Annotated in this window: 19 protein-coding genes and 2 tRNA genes; 13 read left to right on the top strand and 8 right to left on the bottom strand. The window is 57.4% G+C overall.

The annotated features are described in order from the left end of the window. Window positions 1-8 precede the first annotated feature (8 nt). Window positions 9-1,589 (bottom strand): methyl-accepting chemotaxis protein, encoded by a 1,581-nt coding sequence (locus LN244_RS00220; protein WP_239040859.1) that lies wholly within the window; start codon window positions 1,587-1,589, stop codon window positions 9-11. A 340-nt stretch (window positions 1,590-1,929) separates the two neighbouring features. Between LN244_RS00220 and LN244_RS00215 the strand changes: the two genes are divergently transcribed. Together LN244_RS00215 and LN244_RS00210 are read left to right on the top strand one after the other, a co-directional pair. Further along, window positions 1,930-2,949 carry a substrate-binding domain-containing protein gene (locus LN244_RS00215; RefSeq protein ID WP_239040858.1) on the top strand — a complete coding sequence of 340 codons (1,020 nt, stop codon included), beginning with the start codon at window positions 1,930-1,932 and terminating at the stop codon, window positions 2,947-2,949. Further along, the gene (locus LN244_RS00210) at window positions 2,949-5,024 is read left to right on the top strand and encodes a putative bifunctional diguanylate cyclase/phosphodiesterase (protein ID WP_239040857.1); all 2,076 of its coding nucleotides are present in this window, start codon (window positions 2,949-2,951) and stop codon (window positions 5,022-5,024) included. Before LN244_RS00215 ends, LN244_RS00210 begins: the two co-directional genes overlap by 1 nt. 984 nt (window positions 5,025-6,008) lie before the next feature. On the opposite strand, the gene LN244_RS00205 is transcribed toward LN244_RS00210, so the two are convergent. The 3 genes from LN244_RS00205 to znuA all read right to left on the bottom strand — a co-directional run bounded on the left by LN244_RS00205 (window position 6,009) and on the right by znuA (window position 7,280). Next, window positions 6,009-6,095: transfer RNA gene (locus LN244_RS00205), tRNA-Leu, on the bottom strand. Between the two features lie 76 nt (window positions 6,096-6,171). Then, window positions 6,172-6,258: transfer RNA gene (locus tag LN244_RS00200), tRNA-Leu, on the bottom strand. 53 nt (window positions 6,259-6,311) lie between these two features. Further along, a complete protein-coding gene (gene znuA / locus LN244_RS00195; protein WP_239040856.1) occupies window positions 6,312-7,280 on the bottom strand; it encodes a zinc ABC transporter substrate-binding protein ZnuA in 969 nt (322 codons plus the stop codon). 74 nt (window positions 7,281-7,354) lie between these two features. On the opposite strand from znuA, the gene LN244_RS00190 reads away from it, so the two are divergent. The 6 genes from LN244_RS00190 to LN244_RS00165 all read left to right on the top strand — a co-directional run bounded on the left by LN244_RS00190 (window position 7,355) and on the right by LN244_RS00165 (window position 13,077). After that, complete coding sequence (locus tag LN244_RS00190) at window positions 7,355-7,846, top strand: Fur family transcriptional regulator (RefSeq protein ID WP_239040855.1); 492 nt, start codon at window positions 7,355-7,357, stop codon at window positions 7,844-7,846. Continuing rightward, window positions 7,839-8,627: a zinc ABC transporter ATP-binding protein ZnuC gene (gene znuC, locus LN244_RS00185; protein ID WP_239040854.1), complete on the top strand. Its 789-nt coding sequence runs from the start codon at window positions 7,839-7,841 to the stop codon at window positions 8,625-8,627. Before LN244_RS00190 ends, znuC begins: the two co-directional genes overlap by 8 nt. After that, on the top strand, window positions 8,620-9,417 hold the full coding sequence (gene znuB, locus LN244_RS00180; RefSeq protein WP_239040853.1) for a zinc ABC transporter permease subunit ZnuB: 798 nt from the start codon (window positions 8,620-8,622) through the stop codon (window positions 9,415-9,417). The genes znuC and znuB overlap by 8 nt, the downstream gene beginning before the upstream one ends. After that, on the top strand, window positions 9,414-10,757 hold the full coding sequence (locus LN244_RS00175; RefSeq protein ID WP_239040852.1) for an MATE family efflux transporter: 1,344 nt from the start codon (window positions 9,414-9,416) through the stop codon (window positions 10,755-10,757). The genes znuB and LN244_RS00175 overlap by 4 nt, the downstream gene beginning before the upstream one ends. A gap of 61 nt (window positions 10,758-10,818) precedes the next feature. Continuing rightward, window positions 10,819-11,913 (top strand): PQQ-dependent sugar dehydrogenase, encoded by a 1,095-nt coding sequence (locus LN244_RS00170; RefSeq protein ID WP_239040851.1) that lies wholly within the window; start codon window positions 10,819-10,821, stop codon window positions 11,911-11,913. 114 nt (window positions 11,914-12,027) lie between these two features. Next, window positions 12,028-13,077, top strand: coding sequence for an LbtU family siderophore porin (locus tag LN244_RS00165; RefSeq protein WP_239040850.1), 1,050 nt, complete (start codon window positions 12,028-12,030; stop codon window positions 13,075-13,077). 48 nt (window positions 13,078-13,125) lie between these two features. On the opposite strand, the gene LN244_RS00160 is transcribed toward LN244_RS00165, so the two are convergent. The 3 genes from LN244_RS00160 to prlC are packed head-to-tail and all read right to left on the bottom strand — an operon-like array spanning window position 13,126 to window position 16,051. Beyond that, the gene (locus LN244_RS00160) at window positions 13,126-13,731 is read right to left on the bottom strand and encodes a DNA-3-methyladenine glycosylase I (RefSeq protein WP_239040849.1); all 606 of its coding nucleotides are present in this window, start codon (window positions 13,729-13,731) and stop codon (window positions 13,126-13,128) included. Window positions 13,732-13,733: 2 nt separating this feature from the next. After that, window positions 13,734-14,009: a YheV family putative zinc ribbon protein gene (locus LN244_RS00155; protein ID WP_239040848.1), complete on the bottom strand. Its 276-nt coding sequence runs from the start codon at window positions 14,007-14,009 to the stop codon at window positions 13,734-13,736. 11 nt (window positions 14,010-14,020) lie between these two features. Continuing rightward, the gene (prlC, locus tag LN244_RS00150; protein WP_239040847.1) at window positions 14,021-16,051 is read right to left on the bottom strand and encodes an oligopeptidase A; all 2,031 of its coding nucleotides are present in this window, start codon (window positions 16,049-16,051) and stop codon (window positions 14,021-14,023) included. Between the two features lie 115 nt (window positions 16,052-16,166). On the opposite strand from prlC, the gene LN244_RS00145 reads away from it, so the two are divergent. The 5 genes from LN244_RS00145 (at window position 16,167) to LN244_RS00125 (ending at window position 21,763) form a co-directional block, all read left to right on the top strand. After that, window positions 16,167-16,712, top strand: a complete 546-nt coding sequence (locus tag LN244_RS00145; RefSeq protein WP_239040846.1) for a gamma carbonic anhydrase family protein — start codon at window positions 16,167-16,169, stop codon at window positions 16,710-16,712. A 139-nt stretch (window positions 16,713-16,851) separates the two neighbouring features. Beyond that, window positions 16,852-18,165 (top strand): imelysin family protein, encoded by a 1,314-nt coding sequence (locus tag LN244_RS00140; protein WP_239040845.1) that lies wholly within the window; start codon window positions 16,852-16,854, stop codon window positions 18,163-18,165. Window positions 18,166-18,172: 7 nt separating this feature from the next. Further along, window positions 18,173-19,594: a di-heme oxidoreductase family protein gene (locus tag LN244_RS00135; protein ID WP_239040844.1), complete on the top strand. Its 1,422-nt coding sequence runs from the start codon at window positions 18,173-18,175 to the stop codon at window positions 19,592-19,594. Further along, the gene (locus LN244_RS00130) at window positions 19,594-20,670 is read left to right on the top strand and encodes an imelysin family protein (RefSeq protein WP_239040843.1); all 1,077 of its coding nucleotides are present in this window, start codon (window positions 19,594-19,596) and stop codon (window positions 20,668-20,670) included. The genes LN244_RS00135 and LN244_RS00130 overlap by 1 nt, the downstream gene beginning before the upstream one ends. Continuing rightward, window positions 20,660-21,763, top strand: a complete 1,104-nt coding sequence (locus tag LN244_RS00125; protein WP_239042441.1) for a DUF1513 domain-containing protein — start codon at window positions 20,660-20,662, stop codon at window positions 21,761-21,763. The genes LN244_RS00130 and LN244_RS00125 overlap by 11 nt, the downstream gene beginning before the upstream one ends. Before the next feature lie 76 nt (window positions 21,764-21,839). Here the strand turns inward: LN244_RS00125 and LN244_RS00120 are convergent, their stop codons facing one another. Then, window positions 21,840-24,212 carry a Lon protease family protein gene (locus LN244_RS00120; RefSeq protein WP_239040842.1) on the bottom strand — a complete coding sequence of 791 codons (2,373 nt, stop codon included), beginning with the start codon at window positions 24,210-24,212 and terminating at the stop codon, window positions 21,840-21,842. Window positions 24,213-24,232 lie beyond the last annotated feature (20 nt).

Raw genomic sequence — 24,232 nt, 5'->3', positions numbered from 1 at the left:
GCCAGGTATCAGCGGCCCTGCTGGGCCCAGAACTGATTCGCCAGATCCCTGAACCCGGTGGCGACACCCAGTACTTCTGCACTGGCTGAGCCTGACTCACCGGCGACCTCCAGGTTCTGCTCCGACATGTCCCGTATGGTCACCACACTGCGATTGATTTCGTCGGCCACACCACTTTGCTGCTCGACGGCCGTCGCGATCTGCATGCTCATTTCATGAATCTGGTTGATGGAACGCCAGATCTCTTCCAGAGAGGACACGGTGACACTGCCCTGGTGCACACACTGTTCAGTCTGCCGCTGACCGGCTTCCATCACCTGAACGGCCATGCCCGAGTTGCTTTGCAGCTGTTCGATGATCTTGCGGATCTCATCGGTTGAGTTGCCGGTGCGGCTGGCCAGAGAGCGCACTTCATCGGCTACGACCGCGAAGCCTCGACCGGCTTCACCCGCACGCGCCGCTTCAATGGCGGCATTCAGCGCCAGCAGATTGGTTTGCTCGGCAATTTCATTGATGACGTTCAGCACTGTCGAGATTTGAGTGCTGCTGCTCTGTACCTGGCCGATCACATCAGCGGCCTGCTTGATTTGACCTTCAAGGGATGCGATGAGGTCCACCATGTCGGTCACGACCTTACGTCCCTGCTCCACCTGGCTGCGCCCCTCATTGGCATTGACCGAGGTACTCTGGGCGTTATCAGCCACTTCCTGGATGCTCGCGGACATTTCATTCACCGCCGCAGCCACCTGATCGGTTTCTGCAAACTGGCTCTGAACACCATCCCGTGAGCGGGCAACCGCTTCCCCCAGGCTGCTGGAGCTATGCATCATGTGCGCAGCTGAATCGGCAATACGGCCAATCAGACCCGCAGTTTCGGACTCAAGCGCTTTCATTGCCAGCAGCAGCTGGCCCACATCATCCCGGCGCCCCGTGTAGATATAGCGCGCCACCGGGTTGTTTATCACGCTGGATGCCTTGCTCATAGCCAGTTTCAGCGGTTGAAGCGTCAACATCTGTCCCAGAGCAGCCAGAATGACACCCGAACAGGCAACAGCCCATTGCGCCACGCCGGGCTCAGGCACCAGCCATGCCGACAGGAAAATACTGAGCAGGGGCAACAGCAGCCAAAGCAGGGTTTTACTGCTGAGAGACAGGGTATTTTTGAGGACTCTCGGTGTCTTGCCGGCCATCAGTTGAGGGTACACCTCCTCGGCACGCTGAACGAACTCTCGTGCCGGCTTACGACGCACCGATTGGTATTCGGCGACCGCACCACCCTTTTTGATCGGTGTTACATAGGCGTCAACCCAGTAGTGGTTGCCGTTCTTGCAACGGTTTTTGACCATGCCCATCCAGGACTCGCCAGACTTGACGGTGCCCCACAGCTGACCGAATGCCGCTGGCGGCATGTCCGGATGGCGGACAATGTTGTGATTCTGACCAAGCAGCTCATCGGTGTGGAATCCACTGACCTTGATGAAGTCCTCATTGACGTAGGTGATCGCACCCTTGAGGTTGGTCGTTGAGAGGATGTTCGCTGACGCGGGGTAATCTTCTTCTACATGTGTAACGGGCAGGTTTTTTTTCATTTTTTCTGGCACCTTTTATCGCATGACTGAATGCGATCACAACATGATGGTGTACCAAGGTATAACAGAAGCGTCTCCGAACAACCACACACAAATTAAGGAAAAATTCAGGTTGGGTGATATCTATCAGTAATTTTTTCATCCAGCCCAGCACAAACAAGAACCACAGCCTTTGATCGCTGATGGTCGCCATAAGCGAATCCATAGCCTGTCATCAGACTGTCACTGACTCTTCGGACCATGACCTTAGACAAATTCAGCCTGTATCCTGGCTTCAACTCGACAGGGATAGTGGTACTCTAGATCTCAATCGGGAACTACAGCCTTGGACCTGTACGCTATGCCTAAGGACTTATCGGCCACCTTCGTTATGCTGAAACAACTCATGTTGACCGGGTTGCTCAGTTGCATGCTGGCACTTCCCGCATTGGCCACGGAAAGGATGACCACCGCTGAAAATACTGTTCAGCCCCGCCTGGTCTACATCACCTCGGATACCCGCATCCCGTTCTGGGATATCATGGCACGCGGCATTCGGCGCCAGGCGCACGAATTAGGTTACGGCATTGACATCTACAGCGCTCATAATGACGCACGGCGGGAGCTCGAGCTGATCGCTGACGCCATCAAGCAGAAGGCTGAAGGGCTGATCATCTCCCCCACCAACTCTTCGGCCGCAGCCACGCTGATCAAGCTGGCCGACCGGGCGGGTATACCCGTGGTCATTGCCGATATCGGTGCCGATTCCGATGGCTATATCAGCTATATTTCGTCGGACAATTACACCGGTGCCTACCGAATTGGTCAGGTGCTGACGCATGCCCTTGAGGTCCGGGGATGGCAACAGGGCCGCGTCGGTATCATCGCCATCCCGCAAAAACGTCTAAACGGTCAGGCCCGTACCGCAGGGTTCATGAAGGCACTGGACGAAGCCGGTATCCATAACGCCGCCATGCGCCAGCAAGTGGATTTTTCCCATGACGAAACCTATCGTTTCAGTCGTGAGCTGATCGAAAGCATACCGGATCTGCGCGCCCTCTGGCTGCAGGGGTCCGATCGTTACCAGGCTGCGCTGGATGCCATAGCTGATACGGGCCGCCGTGGTGAAATTCTGCTGGTCACCTTCGATGCCGAGCCCGAGTTCTTGCAGTTGATCCCTTCAGGAGTACTGGTAGGTGCTGCCATGCAGCAGCCCTTCCTGATGGGAGAGCAGGCAGTTAAAAACCTGCATCAGCACCTGCAGGGACTGACCGTGGAACATGAACAGAAGCTACCGGTGCTGGCCATCTCGGCAGACAACCTGGACGACAACCTGAAGACTATCAGGCGGAACGTTCTGGGGCAGGAGGCCACACCCTGATGCATCACCAGCCGGTCACGCCCTCCATCTTCATCCTGTTGCTGTGCATCATCCTGCCCACTGTATTCATCACCGTTGCCAGCAGTGCTGCCGTCGACTACTTCATTGCCAAACAGCGCATGTCAGAAGAGATGCAGGAGCGCACCACACGAAAGCTCGACACACTGCAGCAGAACATTACCGGTCTGATGGAAGCTTTTGCCGTCAATGAGTATGAAAAGATTCTGATCAATGAAGTCAGCCTCAACGCCAACTGCGCCGTGCTGGTCAAGGACTTCAAACTGGGCAGTATCCTGGGTGAAGCCGCTTACATTAGTGGCCAGCTTCGTTCAGAAGCCAACAGGCTGGTAACTTTCGAGCCCGACAACCCCAACCACTGGAAACATCTGGACAACTGCTATTACTCGGACAGCCGCGACGTCCTGAACGCGTCTGGCGAACTCATCGGCCAAATTCACCTCTACGCATCGAGTGCTGAGATTGACGCCAAGCTGAACGCGATCATTCGAGAGTCCCTGATCAACACGCTCATCATCTGCACGCTTATTGTCCTGATACTGCTGATGATGACTCGGCGCTTTATCCTCACGCCTCTGAACAGCATCATCACGACCATCGGCAATACCGACAAGAGCGGTATTCCAACCCATATGGTGCCTGACAGAGGCCCCCGCGAAGTGCGCACCCTGGCTCACAGCATCAATACCATGATCACGTCGATTCGTGAGTCTCGTCTCGACTTGCAGGCGCAAAAGGATGCGCTGGACCACATGGCGCATCATGATGCCCTGACCGGCCTGGCCAACCGAACCCTGTTCAATGAGCGTCTCACCCATGCGGTCGTGCAGGCAGCCCGTCAGAGACACAAGGTCGCCGTGCTCTTCGTAGACCTGGATCACTTCAAAACCATCAACGACTCACTCGGCCATAATACCGGGGACAAGGTCCTCAATATCATCACCAACCGGCTGACTCGATGCCTGCGAGCGACGGATACGCTGGCGCGCCAGAGTGGCGATGAATTCTCCATTCTGCTCGAGGGCGTGGATAACGTCAGTCAGGCGACAGAAGTCGCGCAAAAAGTTCTGCACAACATCAGCCGGCCTCTGCAGATCGATCAAACCGAACTCTATACCAGTTGCAGCATCGGTATCAGTCTCTTTCCTGACCACGGACAGACTGCCAATGAGCTGCTGATGCAAGCCGATGCCGCCATGTATCAGGCCAAGAGTGAAGGTCGCAATACCTTCCAGTATTTCAATACCGAGCTGACCCAGAAGGCTCTGGATCGTCTGTCACTCGAAGCCCAGCTGCGTTCCGCCCTGCTCAATTCAGAGCTGATCCCATTCTTTCAGCCCCAGATTGATGCCGCCAATGGCACCATTATCGGTTTCGAGGCGCTGGCCCGCTGGCAGCACCCGGAACAAGGCATGATCCCTCCGGCCCGCTTTATTCCACTGGCAGAAGCGACAGGATTGATCCATCAGCTGGATCTGGAAATCATTCGTCAGGCGATGGCTCAGTTTGCCGGCTGGTACCGGCAAGGCCTGAACCCCGGCATCCTTTCGGTGAATCTGACCGTGCGTCACTTCCAGCAGCTTGAGTTTGTCGATACGCTGCTGGAGCTGATCAAAGAGACCGGCTTTCGTACTGAGTGGCTGGAGATCGAAGTCACGGAAAGTCAGTTGATGACCAAGCCGGAAGCGGCTATTCAAGTGCTGCAACAGATTCATCAAACCGGTATCCGTATCGCGCTGGATGACTTCGGTACCGGTTACTCATCTCTGTCTTATCTGAAACGGTTGCCGGTTACCAAACTGAAAATCGATCAGTCCTTCGTGCGTGACCTGCCCCATGATGAAGAAGATATCTCTATTACCTGTGCCGTGATTGCGCTCGCCAAGAGCCTGGGGCTGGAGATTATCGCAGAAGGTGCGGAGACTCGTGAGCAGGTTGAGTTCCTGCTTGACCAAGGCTGTCACCAGATTCAGGGCTATTTCTACTCTCGCCCACTGCCCGCCGGCGAAATCGAACGCTTCATGCTGGATTACGAGGGGATTGCTCAAGGCGCCTGATCCTGATGATTGCAAGCTCCTGCTTGAATCACTTCTGAGCGTATATCTGTTGGGCTTTACGGCGTTGATCTCCGCTCGCTACCAACAACTCATCCACTCTTCATCGAGCCAGAACGATACTGCTTCCCGATTGCTCCTGGCAGCCCGATGTTTTATCAACAAGCCAGACCAGGTCCTGTGGGCAGCCTGAATAACTTTGAGAACCCCAGTGTTGCGAGCAGATCGTGTTGAAAACTTTTCTGATTTTATATCCACATCACCAGTGAGCGCATCTGTGGGTAAGCTTTTAACAAGGTCGTAACACCTGCCCCCATCCCTTGCAGTACGGGGCTTGTAGAATCCTGATCAGTTTTCGCCCAGCCGATGGGATAACGAATGTTACTAACAGGTTGTTAATAGATATCTTGTAAAAAAGAAGCCACTGAAAAAGCGGGACACTTTAATGATAAGCTGTGTACAAGCCACACCCTGTGGATATTGCATGTGAGTAAATGTGTGTCACTACCGTGTCATATACTCCATTTACTATCTACTGGACTGCTCAGGACAAGTAGCAGAGGGACAGGCACGGAAGCCACACCCAAAACCGCCTACGTCCACCCCCTGTCATTCCGTGATCCAGAATAATCAGACAGCCTATTCGTCCCAGATCAATCAGGTGTATCCGCTGATGAAGTGGATAATGGAATGGCTGCAAACTGTGCGTGAATACTGGCCAATACCAGCAAACCCTTTATCGGGTTTCAGCAATTAGGCACACGGCGGGAAGATAAAGAGACGACAGCATGACAACCCTGGGTCATTTGACCTTGGTTGCCGCGACCGTCGAAATCCATGAGATGGATCGCTGTTTACACCCTGCCAAGCGGCTAAACACACATCATGGATGGAAAATAAAACGCGGAACGGCCCGAAGACGCGGAGCTTTGGAAATTCTGCTTAAAGTATTATGGAAACTGTATCCGAACTCAGGACGAACCCGTATGGTGCAGATGGGGAGACTCGAACTCCCACGCCCGTGAAGGCACTAGCACCTGAAGCTAGCGTGTCTACCAATTCCACCACATCTGCATTGGGTGTGACGTTTTAACGTGCGTTACCACTTGATTTTCAGCTTTCGAAGAGCCTTACATCTGTCGATGAAAGGTGGTGCAGATGGGGAGACTCGAACTCCCACGCCCGTGAAGGCACTAGCACCTGAAGCTAGCGTGTCTACCAATTCCACCACATCTGCTTCGAAAGTGGGGCGCATTATATCGGCCCCATATGACCTTGTGAAGTCCTTTTTTAATTTTCTTCAGATTTTTTCTGCAGGCACGAAACAACCTTGTCACTCAGCATCTGCAGGTAGTCCGTATAGCCATGAACGCCCGGCTGAACATCCCGCGCCAAGGGGTCAAGCTCCCCCAGATTCACGTCGATGCCACTGGTAATCGCATCGACAACCGCACTGGTAAACTGAGGCTCACTGAAAACACAGACGGCCTTGCTTTGCTCCAGCTGATGACGAATCTCGGCCAGATGGCGCGCCCCGGGTTTACGTGCCGGATCTACGGTAAAGTAGCCCAGCTGGTTAAGGCCGTAGTGATCAACAAACCCTCTGTAGGCATCGTGGAATACAAAAAATCCATTCATCCGCACGGCTGCCAGCTGCGCCCGGATCTCCGCATCCTTGTTGCGGACGGCCTGTTCGAAAGTTTCCCGATTGGCAAGCAATCGAGTCTGATGATCCGGAAAGGCTTCAACCAAGGTTGGCAGTATCTGATCGGCCATATCCAGCGCATTCAGTGGATCCAGCCAGATATGAGGATCCTCACCGGCAGCGTGAGAGTGATGCTCATGTTCACTATGTTGCTCCTCTTTATGAGCATCATGAGCGTCATGAGCGTCATGAGCATCGTGTTCATTCCTTGCATGCGATTCATGTGCCTGGCTATCCGGGAGCAGGGTTACAATCTGCGCACCGGTGCGGGACAATGGTTTCTGCAAGAACTGCTCAAGTGCCGGCCCCACCCAGATCACAACACGGGCATCCGCCAGCTTGCGCATGTCAGACGGTTTGAGTGCGTAGTGATGAGGCGTGCCGTCCGGCGGCAGCAGCAATTCAGGCTGGGTTACGCCCTCGGTCAGAGCAGACGTGATCAGTTGTAATGGCTTGATACTGGTCACGACCTCTGCGGCCCCGGCCGGCAGCACAGCCAGCATCGCTGCCGAGAGAGAGAAGGTCGACATGATTGTACGAAGTCGGGATTTCATCAAAGCACTATCTCATGTATTCAAACAATTAAGTTATAATATAACAGAATAGCGGTTAAACGAACTGGATAACTATGGACAACCTGGCATTTGAATCCGGCCATGATCATCAGCACTGCATTGACCAGGCGCTACAGCAGGCACGACAGCTTTGCCGCGAACGTCAGCAGCGTCTGACACCGGTGCGTGAGCTGGTGCTGAAACTGATCTGGCAAAGTCACCAGCCGATCGGCGCCTATGAGCTACTGCCGGCACTGGCTGAGGCCGGGTTCAATTCTGCACCACCGACCGTCTATCGAGCACTGGAGTTTCTGCAGGAGCAGGGTCTGGTACATCGCATCGCATCCTTGAATGCCTTTGTCGGCTGTCCCCATCCAGAACAGTCCCATCAGGGCTGCTTCCTTATTTGCCGGCAGTGCCACTCAACGTCAGAACTGGATGCAGCACCAGTTCGAGCCTCTCTGGAGCAGAGCGCACATGCAGTCGGCTTTGTCATTGAACAGGAAACGGTCGAAGTCACAGGCCTTTGTCCCAACTGTCAGCGCGGGGAGGGAAGGGATGCCTGAACATAACCCCGATCTGGTGCGCCTCGAGCAGGTCAGTGTCCGGTTCAACAAGCAGACGGCCTTGAACACCATCGACCTGCACCTGCACGACAACTGCATCACAACGCTGATCGGTCCCAATGGGGCGGGCAAGACCACTCTGGTGAGGGTAGTGCTGGGGCTGATTAAACCTTCCACCGGGAAGGTATGGCGAAGGCCCGGTTTACGCATTGGCTACATGCCGCAGAAACTCCATATCGATCACACCTTGCCATTATCAGTGGAACGTTTTCTCAATACGCCCAAAAAAGTCGATAAGCAACTGATGTTAAAGGCACTGGAGGATGTTGGCGCCATACACCTGGCCAAACATTCTCTGCACAATCTTTCGGGCGGCGAGACCCAGCGCGTACTGCTGGCGCGCGCACTGTTGCGCGACCCCGAGTTGCTGGTCCTGGACGAGCCCGTTCAAGGCGTCGACCTGAACGGCCAGCTGGAGCTGTATCAACTCATCTCCGATATCCGTAAACAACGCCGCTGCGGCGTGTTGATGATCTCCCACGACCTGCACCTGGTAATGGCTTCCACTGATCATGTTATCTGTCTGAATCAGCATATCTGCTGTTCCGGCAACCCCGAACATGTCAGTAGCGACCCCTCGTTCATCGAACTCTTCGGGCCGGCCCAGGCCAGTACGCTGGCGCTGTACAATCATCACCACGTGCACCGGCACGACGCCCACGGCGACATCATTGTCGATCACCCCCAACCTGACGAATGTAGCGGACATCATTGTGGCTGAGTTTCTTGTACTGGCTCTGGCCGGTGGACTGGGTATTGCGGCACTGGCCGGTCCTCTGGGTGCGTTTGTCGTCTGGCGCCGCATGGCCTATTTCGGCGATACCCTGGCTCACTCGGCACTGATGGGTATAGCGTTGGGATTCCTGTTCGATATCAACCTGAATCTGGCCGTGGTCGCCTGTTGCGTGCTGTTGGCGGTCATGCTGGTGTCACTGCAGCGCCAGCATCTGGTTGCCACTGACACACTGCTGGGTATTATGGCCCACAGTTCACTGTCGCTTGGCCTTGTGGCCGTCGCACTGCTGGATAACGTGCGCATCGACCTGATGGAATACCTGTTCGGTGATCTGCTGGCCATTGCCCCGACTGATCTGTACTGGATCTATGGTGGTGGCGCCCTGGTGCTACTGCTGCTCTGGCGCTTGTGGAACCCGTTGCTTGCGATCACGATCAATGAAGAGCTGGCACAGGTGGAAGGGGTACCCGTCGCACGCACTCGGCTGGCACTGATGCTGTTGATTGCCGTTGTCATCGCCGTGGCGATGAAACTGGTCGGCATACTGCTGATTACGTCCTTGCTCATTATCCCGGCAGCCGCCGCCCGACGTCTTGCCCGAACGCCGGAGCAGATGGCGGTTTTCGCGTCTTTACTGGGCATGCTGGCCGTGGCCGGTGGCATTTCCGCTTCCTGGTTCTGGGATACCCCTGCAGGTCCCTCGGTGGTCGTCACGGCCCTGATCGAATTCCTGCTGCTGTACACACTACCCATCAGGGCTCTGCAACCCCGATGATTCGACCGGCATACTGGCCCGATAAGGCTACCCACGCCCGCGTGTGGTCACTGGCATGGCCGATGATGCTATCCAACATCACCGTGCCGCTGCTGGGCCTGGTCGATACCGCCGTCATTGGCCATCTGCCCGATCCTCATCATCTGGGTGCCGTAGCCGTTGGCAGCATGATCTTCTCCATCCTCTACTGGGCATTCGGTTTCCTGCGCATGGGCACGACCGGCATGGTGGCGCAGGCCTGTGGTCGCCAGGATGGCGAACGCATTCGTACCTTACTGGGACAGTCACTGGTCCTCGGCGTTACGATCGGCATACTGATTCTGCTTTTGCGCACGCCGCTGACCTCGTTGGCATTACAGCTGATGGACCCGGAGCCGACGGTACTGGCTTCTGCGGCCGAGTACACGGCAATACGGGCGTTTGGAGCCCCTGCGGTGCTATGCAACTTTGCCTTGCTGGGCTGGTTCGTTGGTAACCAGAACACCCGCATCGCCCTGATCCTGTTAACCAGCACCAACCTGCTCAATATGCTGCTCGACCTGCTGTTCGTGTTCGGCTTTGGCATGGCGGCAGACGGTGTGGCACTGGCCACCGTCTGCGCAGAATACTTCAGCCTGTTGCTGGGGTTATGGTTCTGTCGCCGCCTGCTGGGCCATCTCCCTGGCCGCTGGATCTGGCAACAACTTCACCGCCTTGGCGACTATCGCGAACTGATCAGCGTAAACCGCTACCTGTTCGTTCGCACACTGCTGCTGTTGATGACCTTTGCTTTCTTCACGGCCCAGGGTGCCAAGCAGGGCACAACCATTCTGTCGGCCAATGCTGTGCTGCTCAACTTTCTGCTGCTGATCTCCAACGCACTGGACGGGTTTGCGCATGCCACCGAAGCACTGACAGGCAAGGCGCTGGGGGAGAAAAAACGCAGCGGATTCTATCGGGTTCTTGTCTGTGCCACTCTGTGGTCAGCCCTCAGCGCCTGCTTGCTGACACTGCTGTTCTGGCTTGGGGGCAAGCCGATCATCCACCTGTTAACGGACATCCCCGAAGTCCGCCATGAAGCGGTGCTCTACCTGCCGTGGATCGTCATCCTGCCTCTGATCGGCACCTGGAGTTTTCTGCTGGATGGCATTTTCATCGGCACGACCCGAGTCAAAGCGATGCAGGACACCATGCTGGTGTCGGTTTTGCTGGTGTTCGCACCGGTCTGGTGGTTCAGTCAATCGCTGGGCAACCAGGGACTGTGGCTGGCCTTTATCGCCCTGTTCGCGGCTCGTGGCCTGACCGGCGCATGGGTATTCTGGCGGCTTGACCGGCAGGATGCCTGGTTTTCTCGCGGCTAAAACCCTGGCGCAAAGTCGGCAGGACGACCAGACTCTTCTTATTGCACCATAAGGAGAACCCATGATGCGCTGGCTACTACTGCTGATCCTGCCCCCACTGACCGGTTTCAGCGAAGCGCTGCCGCTGGAGAGGCTACAACTGCCTCCAGGATACCGAATCGAAGTTGTCGCCGAAGTACCTGACGCCCGCCAGATGACACTGAGTCCCTCTGGCACCCTGTATGTGGGTACCCGGCGTGACGGTCGCGTTTTCGCGCTTCAGGATCTCGATGGTGACCAGCGTTATGAGCGCCGATATACGCTGCTGTCGAGGCGACGCCTGCCCAATGGCGTAGCCTGGTCTGAGGGAGATCTATACATCGCCGAGTTGACCGGCCTGATTCGCCTGAACGATATCGACAGCCGTCTGGCCGACCCTCCGGCCCCGGAGATGGTCCTCGACAACCTCCCCGACATCACCCATCACGGCTGGAAATATCTGAAGCAGGGGCCCGACGGTGCCTTTTACTTCACACTCGGTGCACCCTGCAATGCCTGCCTGCACACGGACCCCCGTTTTGCCAGCATCATGCGATTTGACCCTGAAACCGGCGAATCCGCTCCCTGGATACGCGGTGTGCGCAACTCGGTTGGCTTTGCCTGGCATCCCGAAGACGGCAGTCTCTGGTTTACCGACAATGGCCGCGACCATCTGGGTGACGACCAACCGGATGATGAGCTCAATCGCGCCGAGCAGGGTGGACTGCATTTTGGTTTCCCATTCGTTCATGGCAACGGACTTCCTGACCCTCTGTTCGGTGATGGCAGCCGAGCCATCAACAGTGAACCGCCGGTCGCGCTGCTCGGCGCTCATGTCGCAGCCCTGGGTATCAGCTTCTATACCGCAACGCAGTTTCCCGACACGCCGAACACCACGCTGTTCATGGCCCAACACGGCTCCTGGAACCGTTCCAGCAAGGTGGGTTACAGGGTCATGCGGATCGCCACTGCCGGAGATAAGGTGCTGTCCGTGGAAGCATTCATCACCGGCTGGCGGCAGGGTGAACGTGCCTGGGGACGCCCGGTTGATGTACTGATCGAGCCAGATGGCGATCTGCTGATTTCCGACGATAAGGCCGATGTCATCTACCGCGTCTGGTACAACCCCTCCAACTGAGGAACCTGCTGCCACACACAGGAACGCAGCCTGTGGTACTTGCAGAGAGTCATTTTAATGGAATACAATTAATAACGATTCGCATTAAACATAACGTTACTTTCTGGAATTACCGTGAAAAAATCTCTGCTCTCCATCACCTGCGCCTCCATCATGGCACTCCCTTTGGTTACCCAGGCCGCCGACAACTCTGTCGCTGCCGAGATCGAGGCGCTGAAACAGCGCATCTCTGAACTGGAGGCTCGCCAGGCAAGCCAGCCTGATGCCGCATCAGGCGCTGTGGCAAACCAGTGGACCGATCGCATCACCCTGAGCGGCAAAGCCGAATTTCTGGCCACTCACAGTGAACTGGAAACAGGCAGCACCAACGATCTGGATGTAGATGCTGTCAAACTGGTCGTGGATGCACAGGTCAACGAACTGATCAGTCTCTCAACCACTTTGAAGTACAAGGAAGGCGATGAGTTCTACGTCGATGAAGCGATCGCTACCCTCGCCAAAGAGGGTAACCCGCTGTCCCTGACCATCGGCAAAAGCGGTATCCCCTTCGGCGTGATTGAAAGCGCCACCTGGACCGATCCTCTGACCGACGACCTGACCGATAACACTGACGATCTGGCGGTGCTGAGCTACGCTCAAGCGGGTTTCAGCTCTGACTTCTACCTGTTCAAGGGTGATCAGGACAACGATGACAGCGTTAATAACGCGGGTGTGAATCTGGGTTACGCCTTTGGCAATGGCCTGTCTGTAGGCGCCGGCTACCTGAACAACATCGGTAATACCGAGCTTTTCCTGGATGCCGGAGTGGATGAAAAACAGTCTGCCTGGCGTCTGAACGTTGCAATGGAACTGGGTGAAGCAGGCATTTCAGCCGAATGGGTACAGGCCGACGCTTTCGACTCGCTCGCCGGTGCCAAGCCCAGCGTCTGGCACCTGGGTGCTCACTACAATACCGCAGTATTCGGTGCTCCAGGCACGCTGGCACTGGGTTACAGCGAATCGGACGAGGCCGCTGACCTGGATTTGGCAGAAAAACGCCTGGCCGCCAGCATCAGCCGAGAGTTGGGCGACAATGCCGAGCTGATCGCCGAGTATGTGCGCGAGGAAGGTTACACCGACGAGGACGCTGACACTCTGAATCTGGTTCTGGCAACCTACTTCTGAAGTCAGTGCCCTCGGGCAAAAGCCGGCCTTGCAGACACGGCCGGCTTTTCAGACACTGACCGCTCGCCCCAGCTCAAGGCAAACCTGATGGCGGGGACAGTGGCGTAAGTGATCATTCACCAGTCCCACCGCCTGCATGTAGGCATAGGCGATGGTCGGGCCAAAAAAACGTACCCCTTCGCGTTTGAGGTCTTTGGCCAGCTGCTGTGACAAGGCGGTCTGGGCTGGAATCTGCTCCATGCATTCAAAGTCGGACTGAACGGGCCGGCCATCCACATATCGCCAGAGAAATTGGGCGAAACTCCCGTAACGGGCCTGAAGCTCGAGGAAAACCTTCGCATTGTTGATCGAGGCCTCAACCTTGGCACGATTACGGATGATGCCCGCATCAGCCAGCATGCGGACAATTTCGACCTCGCCAAACGCCGCCACCCGCTCCGGGTCAAAACCCTGATAGTGATAGCGGTAGCCTTCCCGTTTTTCCAGCACCGTGCGCCAGCTCAGACCGGCCTGCGCCGATTCCAGCACCAGAAATTCGAACAGCACCTGATCATCGGTTTGGGGCACACCCCATTCACGGTCGTGATACTCATGCTCCAGCGGGCTTTGCATCGCCCAGCCACAGGGCATGGGCGATAGCGGGGAAGTGAGCACGATCAATGATCCCGGCGCAGGGTACCGGGATCCATGATGCGGATCGGCTGTGGGCTGTCGTCCGCCACCGCCGCCGGCGCCTTGTCGGAGCGCTCGCCGCTGACGCGGGTTTCAATTTCATTGGGGTCAGGACGACCATCCAGGCGCAACGAGTCGGCAAAACCGCACTTGATGCACTCGCGATGTTCGCGCTCGTCATCGCGGTACATGCGTACCGTGTCCATTTCACCGCAGCGAGGACAGACCGCGCCCGCAATGAATCGCTTTTGTACACTCATGTTCAAACCTCTCAACGGATACCGGAATGACGTAGCAGAGCGTCTACACTGGGCTCACGACCACGGAAAGCAACAAACAGATCCATGGGATCACCCGAGCCGCCCTGTTCCAGAATCTCCTGGCGGAAGGCAAGCCCGGTGTCCGTGTTGAAAATGCCTTCTTCTTCAAAGCGGGAGAAGGCGTCTGCAGACAGCACCTCAGCCCATTTGTAACTGTAATAACCGGCGGCATAGCCCCCAGCGAAGATATGGCTGAAACCATGCTGGAAGCGGTTATCGGCCGGCGGGCGAATCACTGCCACCTGTTCACGTACGCCATCCAGCAGTGCCTGGATCTCGGTCTTGCCCGGCTGGTACTCATGGTGCAGACGGAAATCGAACAGCGAAAACTCCAGCTGACGCATCATCATCATGCCGGACTGGAAGTGTTTGGCCGCCAGCATCTTGTCCAGCAGCGCCTGCGGCAGCGGCTCGCCGGTCTCGTGATGACCGGAAATCAATGCCAGTGCTTCCGGCTCCCAGCACCAGTTTTCCATGAATTGGCTCGGCAGCTCCACCGCATCCCAGGCGACACCATTGATGCCGCTGATGTCGGCTTCCTCCATCTGCGTCAGCATATGATGCAGGCCGTGACCGAATTCGTGGAACAGGGTGGTCACCTCGTCATGGGTCAGCAACGCCGGCTGGTCAGGCAAGGGCGGTGTGAAGTTGCACACCAGATAGGCTACCGGCAACTGCAGCTCGGCCTCGCTGAGGCGGCGACGTACCCGGCAGTCATCCATCCAGGCACCGCCACGCTTGCCGCTGCGGGCGAAGGGATCCAGGTAACAATAAGCAAAGGTTTCGCCACTGCGCTTGAGCGCAAACAGGCGCGCATCCGCATGCCAGCTGTCAAATGTCGGCTGCTCTTCCACCTCCAGGTCAAACAGGCGACCGGCGATGGTGAACATGCCGTCCAGTACCTTGGGCAGCGGGAAGTAGGGACGCAACTCCTGCTGCGAAATCTCGTACCGGGCCTGTTTCAGCTTTTCGCCATAGTAGGTCACATCCCAGGCATGGAGTGCTTCGATACCATCGCGTTCACGTGCGAAAGCTTGCAGTTCGGCCACTTCCTGCTCGGCGACCGGACGCGTTTCGGTTGCCAGATCTTCGAGGAAGCTCACCACCTGCTGCGGCGATTGTGCCATTTTGGTCGCCAGCGAGTAGTCGGCGTAGGTGTCGAACCCGAGCAACTGGGCCAGCTCATGGCGCAGCGCCAGAATCTCGTTCATCACCTCGGAGTTGTCCCATTCACCCGCCTTGGGCCCCTGATCCGAGGCCCGGGTGCTGAAGGCTCGATACAGCTCTTCACGCAGGCTGCGGTTGTCGGCAAAAGCCATGACCGCATAGTAGGCCGGGAAGTCCAGCGTGATCACCCAGCCATCCAGTTCCCTGGCCTTGGCGGCTTCTCTGGCAGCAGCCACCGCATGCTCGGGCAAGCCAGACAGTTCAGCTTCATCGCGGATCTCTTTCCACCAGCCCTGGGTTGCATCAAGTACGTTCTCGGCAAATTTCGTCGTCAGTTCCGACAGACGCTGCTGCAGTTCGGCATAGCGCTTCTGCTGGGCTTCCGGCAGGGCAATGCCAGACAAACGGAAGTCGCGTAAAGCGTTATCCACAACCTTGCGACGCGCAGGGCTCAACTGCTGATATTCATCACTGTCAGCCAGTGCCTCGAACGCCTTGAACAGGCCCTGATGCTGGCCCAATTCCGTCCAGTACTCTGACAACTTGGGCAGGCAGGCGTTATACGCCTCTCGCCAGGCATCCGAGTTCATCACGGCATTAAGATGAGAGACCGGTGACCAGGCCTGGGCAAGCTCATCGTTGAGCTGTTCCAGCTCAGCCACCAGCGTCCAGCCACTTACAGAAGCATCCGCGGTCAACTCGGCGATACGGGAACGGTTGCGCGCCAGCAGCTCATCAATGGCGGGCTCGGCATGCTCCGGCAGGATACGGCTGAACGGTGGCAGCAGATGACGCTCGAGCAGAGGGTTGGACATGGGGATCTCTCCATTATGGATCGGTATTCAAAACCGGCATTGCAGGGTCAACTTTCTAATTCAGTATACAATGGGGCTCAGCAGAGGCGATTTCAATCAGATTCAGGAGAGCCGCATGAATGTAAGACCCTATCAGGGCATGACCCCGAAACTGGCCGACAACGTTTTTGTCGACCCCAGCGCCGTGGTACTGGGTGACGTGGAGATCGGTGAACACAGTTCCGTGTGGCCGATGACCGTGATCCGTGGTGACATGCACTATATCCGCATTGGCCGCTATTCAAGTATTCAGGACGGCTCGGTACTGCACATTACCCACGCAGGCCCCTACAATCCGGATGGCTTCCCACTGATCATCGGCGACCATGTCACCGTCGGTCATCAGGCAATGCTGCACGGCTGCACCCTGGGCAGTCGCATCCTCGTCGGCATGGGGGCCATGATCATGGACGGCGCGGTGATTGAGGATGATGTCATTATCGGAGCCGGTAGCCTGGTACCACCAGGCAAGACACTCAAAAGCGGCTATCTGTATGTCGGTCGCCCGGCCAAGCCTCAGCGAGAGCTGACCCAAAAGGAAAAAGAGTTCTTCACCTATACCGCCGAAAACTACGCCCGCTTGTCAGCCAAACACAACGCCGAGGATTGGGCCCAAAGCTGATCGCATCAGCCCACAATGGTGGTATACCAAACCGGCAAAGCAACTGCCGGTTTTTTTCACCCATGACATTAAATATTATTGATAACGATTTGCATTTAGTTTAGTGTAGCCAAATCCTAACTTGATTCAGGGAGTTGTCATGACACTGAAACGTCTTCTGCTGCCCGCCGTCATCGCGGCAGCGCTTATGTCACCGTTCACCCCGGTTGCCATCAATCAGGCCAGCGCAACCAGTGCGGTCGTCGACACCAGGGCCAGTTCGGTCAACCAGCATTACGCCGACATTGCGGAAGCCGTTTTTGCAGACTCCCTGACCGCAGCCAAGCAGTTGCAGGCGGCTATCGACACGCTGCTGGCGAAGCCCACGGACGCGAACCTGAAAGCGGCTCGCGAGGCATGGATTGCCGCTCGTGTGCCATACCAGCAATCCGAAGTATTCCGCTTCGGCAACGCGATCGTCGATGACTGGGAAGGCAAGGTAAACGCCTGGCCACTGGATGAAGGCTTGATCGATTATGTGGATGACACCCACTACGGCAGCGAATCCGACATCAACGCCTGGTACAGCGCCAACATCATCGCCAACCCGAGGCTGAATATCGGCGGCAAGCAGGTCAACGCAAGCCGTATCGACAAGGCACTATTGGCAGAAACCCTGCACGAAATCGATGGTGTCGAGGCCAACGTAGCGACCGGTTACCACGCCATCGAGTTCCTGCTCTGGGGCCAGGACCTGAACGGCACCCAGCCGGGAGCCGGCAACCGTCCCGCCACGGATTTTGATACCGAAAACTGCAGTAATGGCAATTGCGACCGTCGCGGTGCCTACCTCAAGGCGGCCACCGACCTGCTGGTCGATGACCTGACCGAGATGGCCAACAACTGGAAACCCGAAGGCGAGGCCCGCAAGCAGCTGGCCGCCAAAGGCGAGCGGGGCGCTCTGGCCACCATCACCACCGGCATGGGTAGCCTGTCCTATGGTGAACTGGCCGGGGAAAGAACCAAGCTTGGTCTGATGTTGCATGATCCTGAAGAGGAACACGATTGCTTCTCTGACAACACGCACTGGTCGCATTTCTACGATGCGCTCGGCATTCGCAATGTCTACCTGGGTGAATACTCCCGAATGGATGGTTCTCGGTTGAGCGGACCTTCGCTGTCCTCGCTGACACAGGCGCTTGATCCGGCTCTCGATGAGAAGATGCGTGCGCATCTGGATGCCACTCAAACAGCTGCTCAGGCGATGGTGGATGCTGCGGAGCAGGGTGAAACCTTCGACGTACTGATTGCCGCCGGCAACACTGAAGGGAATGCCCGGGTACAGGCCTTCGTAGATGCTTTGACCGCACAGACACAGGTCCTCGAAGAGGTGATGGCAACCCTGGGTATTTCAGACGTGGAGCTGGAAGGCTCCGACAGTCTGGATAACCCTTCAGCTGTGCTTGGCAGCTGATTCATCGATGACCCGTTTTGCACTCAGTCTGACAGGCTGGCTCTCCCTCTGGCTGGCGTTGTGCACCAGCCAGGTCGCTATGGCAGTGGCGACCGCTTCGGACCGGGCTCTGCCCGGTCCATCCTTTTCAGCGAAGGACCGACAGGCCTTCATGCAACCGGTCGCAGGTCTTCCATTCGAACAGCGTATGAGCTTTGTCCTTGGGCGCGCCATTTTCGACAAGATCTGGGTGTCGTCACCCTCATCGACTACCGCCAGTGATGGCCTTGGCCCCCTGTATAACGCGCGCTCCTGCTTACAGTGTCATATCAACAATGGCCGCGGCCTGCCACCCGACACTCATGGCAGCAGCAATCGTAACGGGCTGCTGATCCGCCTGAGTATTCCCGGCGACGGACACCTTAAGCCTCAGGGCGTGAAGCCGGAACCCACGTACGGCACCCAGTTGCAGACCTTTGCCGTGGGGGGCCTGAAGGCCGAAGCCCACCTCCGCCTTGAGTACCGTACCCACAGCGTCGAACTGAACGGAGGCGAGCGGGTTGAACTGCGCCAGCCTATCTACCAGTTGGCCAATCCGGGCTATGGCCACTTCCATCCGCAGACTCAAATCTCCCCCCGTCTGGCACCGGCCATGATCGGGCTGGGATTGCTCGAACTGATCCCCGAAGCTGACCTCCTGGCACGGGAGGATCCACTGGACCGTGACAATGACGGCATCTCCGGTCGGGCAAACCGGATCTTGCTGAATCAACATGATCAGCCGCGCCTGGGCCGTTTCGGCTGGAAAGCGGGACAACCCGACCTGCGCCAGCAAAACGCCAGCGCCCTGAACAACGATATCGGCATTTCCAACCCTGACTCTCCGTTCCCTTCAGGCGACTGCACGACCGCCCAGTACGACTGCCTGAATGCGCCCAATGGCAATACCACCGCTCAGGATGGTCTTGAAGCTTCGGCGGTCATGATGGATATGCTTCTGTTTTACACACGGCACCTGGCGCCCCCCCCACGTCACCATGCCGAGGCGGCCGCAGTAAAGGCCGGAGAGCAGCTGTTCTCTGCAATCGGCTGCAGCCGTTGCCACACGCCCGCTCACAGGACCGGATCAGCGGCTGACCGACCGGCACTAAGCAACAGGCTCATCTGGCCCTATACGGACCTTCTGCTGCACGATATGGGCACGGGACTCGCAGATGGGCGTTCAGAATTTGCCGCTGACGGCCAGGAATGGCGGACCCCCCCCCTTTGGGGGCTGGGTCTTCACCGGACCGTGAGTGGCGAGCGCGCCCTGCTGCATGATGGCCGTGCGCGCAACCTGACCGAAGCCATACTCTGGCATGGTGGTGAGGCGAAAGCGGCACGTGAACGCTTCCGTGAACTGACACCACAACAGCGCACACAATTGATCTCGTTTCTGGAGTCACTTTGATGCAATCAACACACACCCGCATGTGGCCAGTCTGGCTGGCCGCCACTGCTCTGGTTCTGCTGGCAGGCCTGGCCCATGCCAGCCCACAAGAACCCGACTGGCCCCACTTCAATCACCAGCTGGTGCAACAGCACCTGCTGCCCCGGTATGCACAACTGGACAGTACGGCTACCGCCCTGTCTCAGGCATCGGCCACACTTTGCCGGGCGCCCAACCAACAGGCGCTGCAAACGGCGCGTGAGGCCTGGTTTGACAGCATGCAGGCCTGGCAGGGCATCCAGCATGTGCAGTTTGGGCCCGTTCAATTCTTGATGCGCAACTTCAGCCTGGAGTTCTGGCCGGACCGCAAGAACATCGGTGCCCGTCAGCTACGCCAGACACTGGCGTCCGACCTGCCCTATGATGACGAATTCTTTCGTCATGCCAGCGTATCCATTCAGGGCTTTCCGGCTCTGGAGCGCCTGTTGTTCGACGATAATGCTCTGCAGCACCTGCAGCAGGGGCGCAGTTGCGAACTGACTACAGCAATCGCGGCTCATATCGCGCAGATCAGCCAAGCGATTCATCAGGAATGGCAAACCAAGGCCCTGAACGAGTTCTCGCCAAAGCAGGATACCGATACGGCAGCTGATCTGGCTGTTGAGTTGATGGCATCACTGGTCGAGCCAATCGAAGTGATCCGTGACAGCAAACTGCTCAAGCCGATGGCTGACAGTACCCAGACAGCGAAACCCAAACTGCTCGAAAGCCACCGCAGCGGCAGCTCACTGGCCAACATACGCAGCAATCTCGCCGCCCTGAACGAACTCTATCAGGGCACCGATGCCAGTGTTGACCAGTTGTTACAGCAGGCTGATGCTGCAGAGCTGGCACGGGATATCCGTCTCAGCTTCACCAACCTCGACCGGGCACTGAGCCAGATATCATCTCCTCTAAAGATTGCCGTGGCTCAGCCTGAAGCCCATGTTCAGCTGGTCAAGATCAGTACTCAGCTCAAGCAGCTGAATGATCAACTGCACAGTGCCATGGATGTTCTTGGTATCCAACTGGGGTTCAACAGCCGTGATGGAGACTAATCGCCGCCGCTTCATGGGCCTGATGGCCGCGGGGTTGATGCTGCCTGTTACCGGTGTCCTGGCCAATACCGGCCGGTCACGCCCCCTGTTGATCAGCGCCGCCAGCCATGCCAACCGACACTGGCTGCTGGGAACAGATGACACCGGCGCCACTCGGCTGCACTATCCCTTGCCCAGCCGCGCTCACCATGTGGAACTGCACCCGCGACAGCCCTGGGTTGCTGTTGCCGCTCGGCGCCCGGGTGATTACATAGAAGTGGTCGACTATCAGAACGGACATCAGATAGCCCGTATCCCGGTCGATCCCGGCTACCTGTTTAACGGCCATGTGGTTTTCTCTGATGATGGTCGTTGGCTGGTCAGTACCGAGGAGCGGGCCTCCGATTCTGCGGGACAGGTCGTCATACGTGACGTGGAGCAGAGCTTCGCCATCGCCGAGCGCTATTCGACAGGGGGTATCGGCCCCCATGAACTGCTGCTGCACAATAACGAGCTGATCATCGCCAATGGCGGCATCCACACCCATGGACGGGAGAAACTCAATCTGGACAGCATGGAGCCATCACTGGCCTATCTCGACTTTGCCAGCGGCCGCCTGAACGAACAGGTATTCATGCCCGCTGAGCACTTCCAGCTCAGCATTCGTCACATGGACCTGAACCCGGACGGCATCCTGGCCATCGCCATGCAGTATCAGGGAGATTCGGGTGATCACAAGCCTCTGGTGGCCTTGCACCGTCGCGGCCAGCCGTTGCAACTGCTGGCGGCACCTGAAGCCATCAACCGCCAGATGAAACAGTATTGTGGCAGCATACGACTCGATAGTAGCGGACAGATCGCAGCCGTATCCTCACCCCGAGGCCATGTCGTCACATTCTGGGACCTTCCACGGGCCCGTTTCCTGACCATGATGCACTGCCGCGACGGCTGCGGCCTGAGCGCCACGGGTCAGCCAGGAGAGTTTCTGGCCAGTTCTGGCCTCGGTCATCTCTACCGCATGAACCCGCGCACCCATGAACGCGAGCGTCTGCCTCTGGACCCGGCAGCCGCCCGTCTGCACTGGGATCATCACATGAAACTGGCCAGCGTCTGAACCTTGCCTGCAATCACCATAATGGCTGGATAAACCGGCTGGCGGGGTCTGTAGAGAATCAGATCCCGCCCGCCGGTTACGCCTTGGCCTTGGCCAACTCCCGCAGTCGCTTGACCACCTGCGCATTGATACTGCGCTGGGTAAAGTGACCATCATCCTTGCGTACGCCTGCTGTACGTCCCATCAGGATCTCCAGGCACTCGTCGACGCTGGACACCGCATGGATATGAAACATGCCTTCCTCGGCTGCCTGCACCACCTCATCCTTGAGCATCAGGTTACGCACATTGGCACGGGGGATGATGCAGCCCTGCCAGCCGGTCAGGCCGCGGGTTTTGCACAGATGAAAGAAGCCCTCGATCTTTTCGTTGACCCCTCCGATCGCCTGCACTTCGCCATACTGGTTGATTGAACCCGTGATGGCGTACTGCTGGCGAATCGGAATATGGGTCAGGGCCGAGATCAGGGTGCATATTTCGGCCAGGGACGCGCTGTCACCATCCACGTAGCCGTAGGATTGCTCCATTGCCAGACTGGCCGACAGCGTCAATGGAAAATCGGTGGCGTACTTGTGGCCCAGGAAGCCGGATAGAATCAGCACGCCCTTGGAATGGATCGGCTGACCCAGCGCGACTTCACGCTCGATATCGACGATGCCCTTGTTGCCCGGGTGGACAGTTGCGGTGATTCGCGCCGGGCTGCCGAAGGAAACATCGCCCACCTGCAATACCGTCAGGCCGTTGGACTTGCCGACCGCCTCGCCATCGGTATCAATCAGCACCGTCTCGTTAAGAATGCTTTCCAGAATTTTCTGCGACAAACGCCCGGTACGACGCTCCTTGGCCTCCAGCGCCAGCTCCACATGTTCGGCATTGATCAGCGCATCGTTCTGCTCGCGGCGACGGAAATCGGACTCGCAGAGCAGGTCGACCAGCTCGCCCACATGGGCCGAAAGCAGGTCCTGATCACCGGCCAGACGGGAGCTGTGTTCCACCAGGCGGGCAACTGCCCGACGCGTCAGCGGAGCCAGCCCTTCCTCGGTGGCCAGGGTTTTCATCAGCCGAGCATACTGACGAATGGAGTGGGGCGTACGGTGTACATCCTCGTCGAAATCGACGACTACCCGGAACATCTTCTCGAAGTCGTGATCAAGCTCCTGCAACAGGTAGTAGGTATCCCGCTCTCCGACCAGAACGACCTTCACCTTGAGGTTGGCCGGCTGAGGGCTCAGGGTAATGGCACTGATGCCCGTGTATTCGCTGACCGGGTTTTCGATGCGGATCTCGTGGGCCTTGAGCGCACGCTTGAGCGCGGCATAGACGAAGGGCTGCTCCAGCAGCTTTTCCGCTTCCAGCACCAGGTAGCCGCCGTTGGCACGGTGCAGGGCACCCGCACGGATCAGCGTATAGTTGGTGACCATCGCGCCCATATCGCTGACATACTCGACTCGGCCGAACAGGTTTTCATAGCTCGGGTGCGACTCGAAGATTACCGGAGCACCCTTGGTCTTGTGGTTGTCGACCAGCATGTTGAGGCCGTAGTTCTGTTCCAGATACTCTCGCCGCACGACATCACTTTTGCCCTCGAGCGCACCATCCTCGCCCAGCAGATCACTGGCATTGCGGATCAGGTCCACTTCGACATGCTTGAGGTAATCGACGATGCCGGTAATGTTGGCATACTTGTCACGCAGGGGCTGAATCAGCGGCTCAACCGCCTGGCGTGCGGTATCCCTGTCTAATACACGCATGCGTTCTGCCGCTTCACGACGCCAAACCGGCAGACCGGTGAGACTGTCGTTAAGCATTTCCTCCAGTTCGGAGATATGGGCCTGAATGGCGTCGCGTTCCTCCTCCGGCAGCTGGGAAAAACCCGCTTCGTCCATCGCCTGACCATTGGCGACAGGGGTAAAGCCTACCGTCGCGCCATCACGGTAAACCGCGATGCTGTATTCGCGGCCCTTGCGCTCGACCCGGTTCAACGCCTCGTCATAGTGACGATTGAAGTCACGCTCGACCTGGCTTTTCATGCGCTGATAAGCCGGGTTTTCATAGGCGGCCGGCAGTTCAGCCAAGACGCTGTCGAGCAGATAGCGGATATCCCGCTTCAATTGGCCGGCTCGGCCCGCAGGCAGCTCCAGCACCACCGGATAGCGGTTATCGCTGAGATTGTTCAGGTAGCACCAGTCGCTCGGCTTGCTCTGCTTCTTGGCCGAGGCTTTCAAACTCTCCATGGCAAAGGAGAAACGGCCGGTATGCGGGTTACCCATGACAAACAGGTTGTACCCGGGCCGCTGCATGCCGATGCCGAAGGCCATCGCCTCAATGGCACGATCCTGGCCGAAGAAACCGGCAAAAGGCTCCAGAGATTCAGTGGTCTTGAAGGGCAGGAGTTCAGGGTCGCAGGTACGATAGAGCGCCGCGGGCGCCAGTGGCAGATGCTTGTCCATGCGCGTACTCCACTAACAGA

Origin of the sequence: Marinobacterium sediminicola (assembly GCF_022343685.1) — a bacterium.
Taxonomy (GTDB): domain Bacteria; phylum Pseudomonadota; class Gammaproteobacteria; order Pseudomonadales; family Balneatricaceae; genus Marinobacterium; species Marinobacterium sediminicola.
Note: the sequence above shows the minus strand (reverse complement) of the source record. Positions and strands in the feature narration are given on the sequence as shown.

Excerpts from the sequence above, each read along its gene's own strand:
- LN244_RS00220 (WP_239040859.1), bottom strand. The coding sequence starts at position 1,589 with ATGAAAAAAAACCTGCCCGTTACACATGTAGAAGAAGATTACCCCGCG.
- LN244_RS00215 (WP_239040858.1), top strand. The coding sequence starts at position 1,930 with ATGCCTAAGGACTTATCGGCCACCTTCGTTATGCTGAAACAACTCATG.
- LN244_RS00210 (WP_239040857.1), top strand. The coding sequence starts at position 2,949 with ATGCATCACCAGCCGGTCACGCCCTCCATCTTCATCCTGTTGCTGTGC.
- znuA (WP_239040856.1), bottom strand. The coding sequence starts at position 7,280 with ATGAAATCCCGACTTCGTACAATCATGTCGACCTTCTCTCTCTCGGCA.
- LN244_RS00190 (WP_239040855.1), top strand. The coding sequence starts at position 7,355 with ATGGACAACCTGGCATTTGAATCCGGCCATGATCATCAGCACTGCATT.
- znuC (WP_239040854.1), top strand. The coding sequence starts at position 7,839 with ATGCCTGAACATAACCCCGATCTGGTGCGCCTCGAGCAGGTCAGTGTC.
- LN244_RS00175 (WP_239040852.1), top strand. The coding sequence starts at position 9,414 with ATGATTCGACCGGCATACTGGCCCGATAAGGCTACCCACGCCCGCGTG.
- LN244_RS00170 (WP_239040851.1), top strand. The coding sequence starts at position 10,819 with ATGATGCGCTGGCTACTACTGCTGATCCTGCCCCCACTGACCGGTTTC.
- LN244_RS00155 (WP_239040848.1), bottom strand. The coding sequence starts at position 14,009 with ATGAGTGTACAAAAGCGATTCATTGCGGGCGCGGTCTGTCCTCGCTGC.
- prlC (WP_239040847.1), bottom strand. The coding sequence starts at position 16,051 with ATGTCCAACCCTCTGCTCGAGCGTCATCTGCTGCCACCGTTCAGCCGT.
- LN244_RS00145 (WP_239040846.1), top strand. The coding sequence starts at position 16,167 with ATGAATGTAAGACCCTATCAGGGCATGACCCCGAAACTGGCCGACAAC.
- LN244_RS00140 (WP_239040845.1), top strand. The coding sequence starts at position 16,852 with ATGACACTGAAACGTCTTCTGCTGCCCGCCGTCATCGCGGCAGCGCTT.
- LN244_RS00135 (WP_239040844.1), top strand. The coding sequence starts at position 18,173 with ATGACCCGTTTTGCACTCAGTCTGACAGGCTGGCTCTCCCTCTGGCTG.
- LN244_RS00130 (WP_239040843.1), top strand. The coding sequence starts at position 19,594 with ATGCAATCAACACACACCCGCATGTGGCCAGTCTGGCTGGCCGCCACT.
- LN244_RS00125 (WP_239042441.1), top strand. The coding sequence starts at position 20,660 with ATGGAGACTAATCGCCGCCGCTTCATGGGCCTGATGGCCGCGGGGTTG.
- LN244_RS00120 (WP_239040842.1), bottom strand. The coding sequence starts at position 24,212 with ATGGACAAGCATCTGCCACTGGCGCCCGCGGCGCTCTATCGTACCTGC.